This is a genomic window from Nitratireductor aestuarii (assembly GCF_014641695.1).
GTDB classification, from domain to species: domain Bacteria; phylum Pseudomonadota; class Alphaproteobacteria; order Rhizobiales; family Rhizobiaceae; genus Chelativorans; species Chelativorans aestuarii.
Map to the genome: position 1 here is coordinate 1 of NZ_BMIF01000030.1, position 7689 is coordinate 7689.

Below are 7689 nucleotides of genomic sequence, written 5' to 3' on the forward strand. Positions count from 1 at the left end.
GTCGGAGGCTCGGAGGAATCGGAACTACAACGAAACTGCATGGGCAATGATCTGGGGCGGAATCGGTGGCGCTTGTAGCTGATGAGTTGTGTCATGCCACAGCTCATAGGTAGAAGCCTCTGACCAACGGTTACCGTGACATCACCCTTCACTGCACCATGGAAACGATCAAGAACCACGACGAGACGACGGTGGAGATCCTCGGCCAGATACGGGAGTTCGTGCGCGTGAGAGGTATGCCCGGTCGGGATGAGTCGCAGGGACAGGTTCATTGTATCCGAAGAACGCTACGTTAAAGCGCTCTTGACCTATACTAAGTTGTTGAAATTTGCGGATGGATGGCGGTCGGGACAGCGATTAAAAGTGTTATCCTTCCTATACCAAAGACTGGATCCCGCCATCCAATCACCTGATCAAACCCCTAGAGCGTTAGTAAAAATCGTTGGTGAAATTAGTAATGGTGGTTTATCTGTGGATCCGCTCTTTAAAGGGGGACCTCAGCTATGAACTATTTGTGCAGCCGCTCCGGGCTGCTTTCATCATGCGCGTTTTTTTCAATAGCACTTTTGGGCACAGCTGCTTTTGCAGACCCCACTGACATCATCCTACCGGATGGCGGTCAAACCAATATTACCCAGTCTATCGGCGGCGCAGTTAACGTCATCATTACCGGCCCTCTACCCGTCACATTCAACTATGCGATGCACACGTATACTGGTGCAACGACTGTTCAGGATGGCAGCACTCTCATTCTTCTCGGCCAAGGTCGTGTAAACGCGTCCAGCCTGGTCACTGCAGACGGCACATTCGACGTTTCCGGAGCTTCGTCTGCAAGCGTCAAGGATCTGGCGGGAGGCGGCTCAGTCCTTCTTGGCGACAACTATCTGCTTGTAACTGCCGCAACTAGCACTTTCTCTGGCGTCATCAGCGGCGCTGGTGGTGTCATGATCACCGGGGGAAGTCTCACGCTTGTAGGCGACAACACGTTCGCCGGTTCACTCGCCACCTCTGAAGGCGCGACCGTCTTTATCGGCAATGGCGGAACCTCCGGCTCCATCGCGTCGTCGAGCATTACGAACTACGGCCGCGTTGTTTTCAACCGGTCTGACGAAGTTACCTATGGCGGCCAGATCACTGCCAATGGCGCCTTCGAACAGATCGGCGCCGGCAAGCTTATCCTGACAGCTGACAACACCACGCGAGGCAATGTTTCCATCGGCGAAAATAGCACGCTCCAGCTGGGTAGCGGTGGCTCCAGCGGCTGGATCGGCGGAACAAATGGCTATGCGGGCAGCATAAGCAACCAAGGCTCACTGATCTACAATCGTTCAGATGCGGTTTCATTCGTCGGAAGCATCTCCGGCGCTGGCTCCCTGGCGCAAGGTGGACCCGGAAGCCTTACTCTTACCGGAACACACAGCTATACCGGCGAAACCTTCGTCAATGCCGGCTCGTTGATCGTCAACGGTTCGATCGCCTCGTCATCGTCGACGACAGTTGCAAGTGGCGCAACGCTTGCGGGCACGGGTCATGTGGGCTCAACCACGATCGCGGGTGGCGGCATACATACGCCTGGTGGCTCGGTCGGCACCCAGTATATCGATGGCGATTACCGGAATGCCGGGACGCTCCGCGTCGAAGGCACCCCGTCCTCGTCTGATATGCTGGTGGTTTCAGGGGCAGTTGACATCAGCGGCGCTACGCTTGATCTGGTGCTGTCTCCTGCAACGGCGACTTCATGGGATATCATCAACGGCCCCTACACGCTTATCGAATCGGTGGGGACAGGTGCGATCACGGGCAGCTTTGCCTCGATAACCAACAATCTCCTTTTCCTGGATCACAGCCTGAACTATTTCGGCGGTGACGGAAACGATCTGACCCTGGAGCTGGCGCGCAACGACGTGGAGTTCGCAGCGATTGCTTCTTCAGCAAACCAGTCCGCAACCGCGGGCGCGATCGATTCCTTGAACACCAACAACCCGCTTTGGCGCGCAATCGCACTGGCTAGCGATGCAAACGCAACGCGTGCTGCATTCGACCAGTTGTCGGGTGAGATTCACGGATCGGTGTTGGCAGGGTTGGTTCAGGGCAGTCATTCCATCCGCAACATGGCTTCTGATCGTGTTCGCGCGGCCTTCGGCTCGGTCGCAGCGCCCTCGCTTCCGGTGATGGCCTTCAACGGCGAGAAAGTACCAACCCTCGCTTCGGAGCCCGCCAGCAATGGTGTAGCAGTATGGGGATCTGTTTACGGGACCAACGGTTCCACGGATGCGAACGGCAACACGGCAGAGTTCGACAGCTCGAGTGCAGGCATGCTTGTTGGTGTTGACAGTACGATCGGCGAGACTTGGCTGCTCGGTGGCTTTGCCGGATATGGCCGCGCGTCCTTCGACACAGGCGCCCTTGCTTCATCCGCCAAAGCGGATCAGATCCACCTGGGTGTCTATGGCGGCACGCAATGGGGTGCTGTCGGGCTGCGCACCGGCCTTGCCTACACCTGGTCTGACATCGATACGACGCGCGTTGTAACGGCCCTTCCGGAAAGCGAAGTCCTGTCTGGAAACTACGATGCAGGCACGTTCCAAGTCTTTGGTGAGTTGGGCTACAAGGTTGATGCAAACATCGCTGACTTCGAACCCTTCATGAACGTTGCCCATGTCCGCGCGCGGACGGATGCCTTCACGGAGACAGGTGGCGATTCAGCCCTGACGACGGCCCGCTCAACCACGAACACCACCTTCACGACGGTTGGTCTTCGTGCTTCCGCCGAGCTCGCCAGTGAAGACAGCACCACCTCGCTGCACGGCATGATTGGCTGGCGTCATGCCAGCGGCGACATTAACCCGTCTGTGTTGAACAGCTTCATTGGCAGCGATACGTTCACCATCTCAGGCGCGCCAATTGCTCGCAATGCAGCAGTTCTAGATGCGGGTGTCGATTTCGCTCTCTCGCGTTCAGTGAACCTGGATCTATCCTATACCGGTCAGTTTGCCTCAGGTGCGCAGCAGCACGGGTTTAAGTCAGAGCTTGCGCTGAAATTTTAGTGCGCCGCGCGGCACGTTTATTGACGCGAACGTCATCGTCGCCACCTTGTACTCAAGGGCGGGCTCTCAAGATCCCCTGAGCCCATACGGGGCTCAGAGCATTCAGGTTCACTCATTCGGCCGACGCTGTCGCCACTCACTAGTCAACGGGTCTCGAAAGGTGGGAGGACCGAGCCGGATGGATACATGGCGATGTCACGGTAACCCTGAGGGACCGCAATAGGACTTGCTTGGCTGGGTCCACGCGAGCACGCCCGCCGCGGCATTCAAAGCAGCCATGGCCCTCAGATGGTGAAAGTTGGTGGCCCCGAGCGGTGAGAAGGGGGCGGTACGAACGGATTTCTAACAGCCGAGAAAGCGGAGGTAAACCGTTGCAAGCCTCCCACCGAGATGCCAGACGACATGAGGGCTTGGCCGCTTGCGGCGGAGGCATCAAGATGATGGCTGAGCGGGGCATCAACATTGACTATTCTACGATTCATTGCTGGGTGGTTCATTTCTCGCTGCTGCAGGAGCGCGCTTCAACCCCCGCAAGCGGTACTGTTGGCAGCAAGTGGCATATGGATGAGACTTACATCAGAGTTCGAGGTCGGTGGATGTATCTCTACCGTGCAATCGACAGCTCTGGTGAGACAGTCGACTTCTGGTTCAGCAAACATCGTGATCTTCCAGCGGCTAAACGCTATCTCCGTAAGGCGTTGGAGCATAACGGGCAACCGGACAGCATTGGCATCGACGGTAGCCCACCAACTATCAGGCAATCATCTTATGCGATGCAGAGAGCCGTCTGAGAGATCGCTCATGTCGGCCTTTGAAGCCGATCCTCATCGGCCAGAGCCAGTATCTCAACAATCGGATTGAATAGGACCACCGCGACGTCAAGCGGCGTGTACGCCCGATGCCGGCTTCAAAGCGTTCCCCTCTGTGGTGGACACCCTCGGCGGCATCGAACTTGTTCACATGATGCGCAAGCGGCAAGCAAAAGTTTCCTTCGGCCCGATCGCTACGCTGAAAGAACAATTTGAGGCAATCGCCGCTTGACATCCCTCAAGCAGGCCGACTGCATCCACCCGAATATTTGCAACAGAACCCGTAATTCCGGTGACCTAATCCAGAAGTGAACCCATACATCGTCCGGATCGAAAGCCGTAGTATCGTAACCTCTCGCTATCATGATGTGTAACCGCTTCGAATGCCCCACTGCCAACCTGTGTTGACGTTGTCGGATTGATGATGCCGGTGGCGTTATTGTGAGGCTGAAGCCTTTTTGTTGCCTATGGATCGTTTGCCGGGGCTGCGGGACTGTAGCGCATCGGCTTGCAATGAGCATAAATCTGCTCGACCGCAAACGGGATTGCGCGCCATGCATCCCTGAGCAGGTCCGGCGAAGGCTTTGGGAATGCCATCGAGATCATTTCGGCCAATTCGGGTCTCGTGGACTGAATGAGAAGGCTCATGAGGGGCTCGCCGGTCTGCTTCTCAGCAAGCAGAGGTTCCCATTCCTGCGGGTTCAGGGTGATGGCACCAAGGAAGCCATCAGCCCAATGGTCGGCAAACACGTCGTCTTCGTCGGTGCGCATCAGGACCGGCGCATAGCGACCCGGTGTCGTCAGTTGGTGGGCGACCAGATTGTAGTGATCGACGATCGTGTCGATCACCGCCTGGGTCCTGGTTCCGATGAATGCTCTTTTCTCGTGCTCGCCGATGACATGGAACATCCAGTCGTTCGGCAACAGGAAGACGGGGCCGACAGCCAGGCCGGTCAGGAAACCGTTCAGCATGGACACGCCGTTGCAAGGTGGTTCTGGTTCAGCCTTGTCGAACCAGACTTCCAACTGCTCAAGCGACATCGGTTTTGCACGCTTGGGCCGCTTCACGCTGCGATCGCCTTGTTCATATCGGCATGTTCCCGTTTCCAATTCCACGGCAGGCAGCGCTCAAGGGACGTCGATTTTATCTCCCCGGACACCAGGCGCTCAAGCACGTCATTGAGCCACGTGTAGGGGTCGACATCATTCAATTTGGCTGTGGTCAGCAAGGATCCGAGAATGGACCAGGTCTCAGCGCCGCCATCACTGCCGGCAAATAGACTGTTGACGCGCCCAAGTGCAATCCCGCGCATGGTGCGCTCGACGGTATTGGAATCCACCTCCAGCCGACCATCGTCGAGAAAGAGCGTCAGCCCGGACCAGAGCCCAAGCGTGTACTTGATAGCAGATGCCAAAGGATCCTTGGCGGATATGTCGTTCAGCGTATCCATCAGCAGCGTCTTGAGACCCGCCATCAGGCCTTTGGTGGTCGCCTGGCGAACTGCTTGCCGATGCTCGGCGCTCGTGCCGCGGATCCTGGCCTCGATCGCATAGATCTCCGCAAGTCGCTCGATCACCGTCCTGGCCACATCAGACTTGTACTTCTTGTAGATATCGACGAACTTGCGACGCGCATGGGCCAGGCAATAGGCAAGCGTAATCGAACCCGCCTTGCGACCAGGTCGGGTCAGGCTCTTGTAAGCCTTGTAGGCATCGACCTGCAAAAGCCCATGGTAGTTCGCCAGTTGCGACTGGATCTCGCCCTTTCCGCGACCCTGCGCGAAGACATAGGCAACCGCCGGATATGCCGGCCCGTTCCATGGGCGATCATCCACCGCATGGGCCCAGAACTGGCAGACTTTGGTGCGCTTTCTGTCCCGCCTGAGAACCGGCATTCGGGTTTCGTCCACAAACACCCGGCAATGGCTATGAATGTAGGCCAGCAATTTGTCATAGAGCGATTTTAGCCACCAGGCCGAGCGCTTCACCCACCCGCAAAGGGTCGATGTGTCCAAACGGACACCCTGTCCTTTGAGCATCTGGACCTGGCGGTGAAGCGGCAGATACCAGGCATAGCGCCAAACCACGACATTGCTGATCATGGCGGTCGTTGCCAGTCCGCCGTCAAACAGACGCGGCCTGGCTTTTGCCTGAACGATCCCGGCTTCACAGGCGCGACAAGCATATTTTGGCCGCACCGTGCGCAGTACATAAAGCGTGGCCGGGCGAGACGCGAGCGCCTCGCTTTCGTCTTCGCCAATCCGATGCAGCCGCCCATGGCAGCAGGCGCAGTCCAGGGATGGAGGCTCGATGACTTCAACGACACGCTCGAGATGATCAGGCAGAGCGCCGATGTTGCGGCGCGGCTTTGACGAGGCGCTAGCCTTGCGTTGGGACCTGACAGGCTCTGGATCACCGTCGCATAAGCTGGCCTCGGCTATCAGCTCTTCGTCTCCAAGATCAAGACGGGCCTGGCCGTCGAGAACGGCCAATGACGTCTCGGATTTCTGCCTGTACGGCTGGGCGTTGGCGGCCTTCAACAGCGCTTGCAGACGCTCGATTTCAGCGTCTCTTTCCAGGATCATGCCGACCAGAATGTCAGGATCCCGAGGCAGGTGTTGGCTACGGTTGAGCATGACGAACACTAACCGAGAAGGCCGTATTTGTCCATGTATTACAACAGGATCAGGCTATCTTTGTCGGGCGTTTGACCGGCTTCTGATCCACCTTTGTCCAGTCGAGGCCATCCAACAGAAGCGCCGTTTCGCTCGTACTGAGATGAACGGCGCCGTCTCGAACAGGAGGCCATGTGAATTGGCGATCTTCCAAGATTTTCGTCAGCAGGACCATGCCGCTGCCATCCCACACCACGATCTTCAATCGGTCGCTGCGCTTGCTGCGGAAGATATAGATGTCACCCGAGTACGGATTTGCTCCCAGCGTCGTCGATACCAATGCCGCAAGGGAGTTGATGCCCTTCCTGAAATCAACCGGTCTGGACGCGATCAAAATCCGCAACCCCGATCGCAACGAGATCAAGCAGAGCCCCGCAACGCGCTGAACACCGTTAGCAGCGCTCGCTCGTCAACGCTGCATTCGATGAGAACACAGGAGCCACCGACCTCAGCGCGGATCGTCACCCTCTCGTCTGTACGGGCCGCCGGCTGCTCGTCATCACGTGTCACGACCGGCACAAATCGCATCTCCTGCTCGTCCGAGACCCGCTCGCGGGCGCAGCGACGCCAGTAATGGAGCAAGCCCTGGCTGACACCATGCTCGCGCGCCACCGCGGCGATATTGGCACCAGGCATAAAACTCGCCGCCGTGATCCTGGCCTTGTCTTCCCCAGTCCATCGCCGCCGCTGGTTGCCGCCAATGATCACTTCCACACGACGGGCTGACCTTCCCGATCTGCCCGAACTGTCTTGCGCATCATGCTGATGACCATCATCAGCATGATGCGAAACCAACCTCTCATCGTCCGACACCCGCATAACCTCAACATTGCAGTATTCAACAGACGGCAATTATGCGCGATCCGGAATCCGTGTTGAATGTGGGGCGCTCGCAACGGTTACCATGATGTTGCTATGGCCATGGGCCAGGCATGAAAGGAGAGCCGTATGCGCTAAAAGGTGCACGTACGCTTTGGGGAGAGAAGCGCACCAGCGCTTCTCAGACTGCTGACAAACCTCTGGCGTTAGCTGGAGGTTTTTGATTCACTGGGGCATGTTGAAGAAACCTGCTCCAGTTCAGACGGCGATCGAGATGGTGACGCTCGAGAGCCTTGTTCCAGCAGATCACCTGCTGCGCAAGATCGACGCGGTGATCGA

The 7689-nt window shown here is 57.4% G+C and carries 5 protein-coding genes and 1 pseudogene; 2 read left to right on the forward strand and 4 right to left on the reverse strand.

Annotation, left to right across the window (positions count from 1 at the left end):
• Positions 1 to 701 precede the first annotated feature (701 nt).
• Positions 702 to 3047 (forward strand): autotransporter outer membrane beta-barrel domain-containing protein, encoded by a 2346-nt coding sequence (locus tag IEX27_RS20740; RefSeq protein WP_188722979.1) that lies wholly within the window; start codon positions 702 to 704, stop codon positions 3045 to 3047.
• Positions 3048 to 3481: 434 nt separating this feature from the next.
• A pseudogene (locus tag IEX27_RS21515) lies at positions 3482 to 4088 on the forward strand (IS6 family transposase); the annotation flags it as partial.
• A 233-nt stretch (positions 4089 to 4321) separates the two neighbouring features.
• Here IEX27_RS21515 and IEX27_RS20750 read toward each other — a convergent pair.
• From IEX27_RS20750 to tnpA, 4 genes are read right to left on the reverse strand one after another with little or no spacing between them, the layout of a single operon-like run.
• Positions 4322 to 4924 carry a UPF0149 family protein gene (locus IEX27_RS20750; protein ID WP_188722981.1) on the reverse strand — a complete coding sequence of 201 codons (603 nt, stop codon included), beginning with the start codon at positions 4922 to 4924 and terminating at the stop codon, positions 4322 to 4324.
• On the reverse strand, positions 4921 to 6492 hold the full coding sequence (tnpC, locus tag IEX27_RS20755; protein WP_188722982.1) for an IS66 family transposase: 1572 nt from the start codon (positions 6490 to 6492) through the stop codon (positions 4921 to 4923). The genes IEX27_RS20750 and tnpC overlap by 4 nt, the downstream gene beginning before the upstream one ends.
• Positions 6493 to 6541: 49 nt before the next feature.
• Positions 6542 to 6895 carry an IS66 family insertion sequence element accessory protein TnpB gene (tnpB, locus tag IEX27_RS20760; protein ID WP_188722983.1) on the reverse strand — a complete coding sequence of 118 codons (354 nt, stop codon included), beginning with the start codon at positions 6893 to 6895 and terminating at the stop codon, positions 6542 to 6544.
• Positions 6892 to 7245, reverse strand: coding sequence for an IS66-like element accessory protein TnpA (tnpA, locus tag IEX27_RS21520; protein WP_280516508.1), 354 nt, complete (start codon positions 7243 to 7245; stop codon positions 6892 to 6894). The genes tnpB and tnpA overlap by 4 nt, the downstream gene beginning before the upstream one ends.
• Positions 7246 to 7689 lie beyond the last annotated feature (444 nt).

Coding starts and splice junctions, on each gene's coding strand:
- IEX27_RS20740 (WP_188722979.1), top strand. CDS start 702: ATGCACACGTATACTGGTGCAACGACTGTTCAGGATGGCAGCACTCTC.
- tnpC (WP_188722982.1), bottom strand. CDS start 6,492: ATGCTCAACCGTAGCCAACACCTGCCTCGGGATCCTGACATTCTGGTC.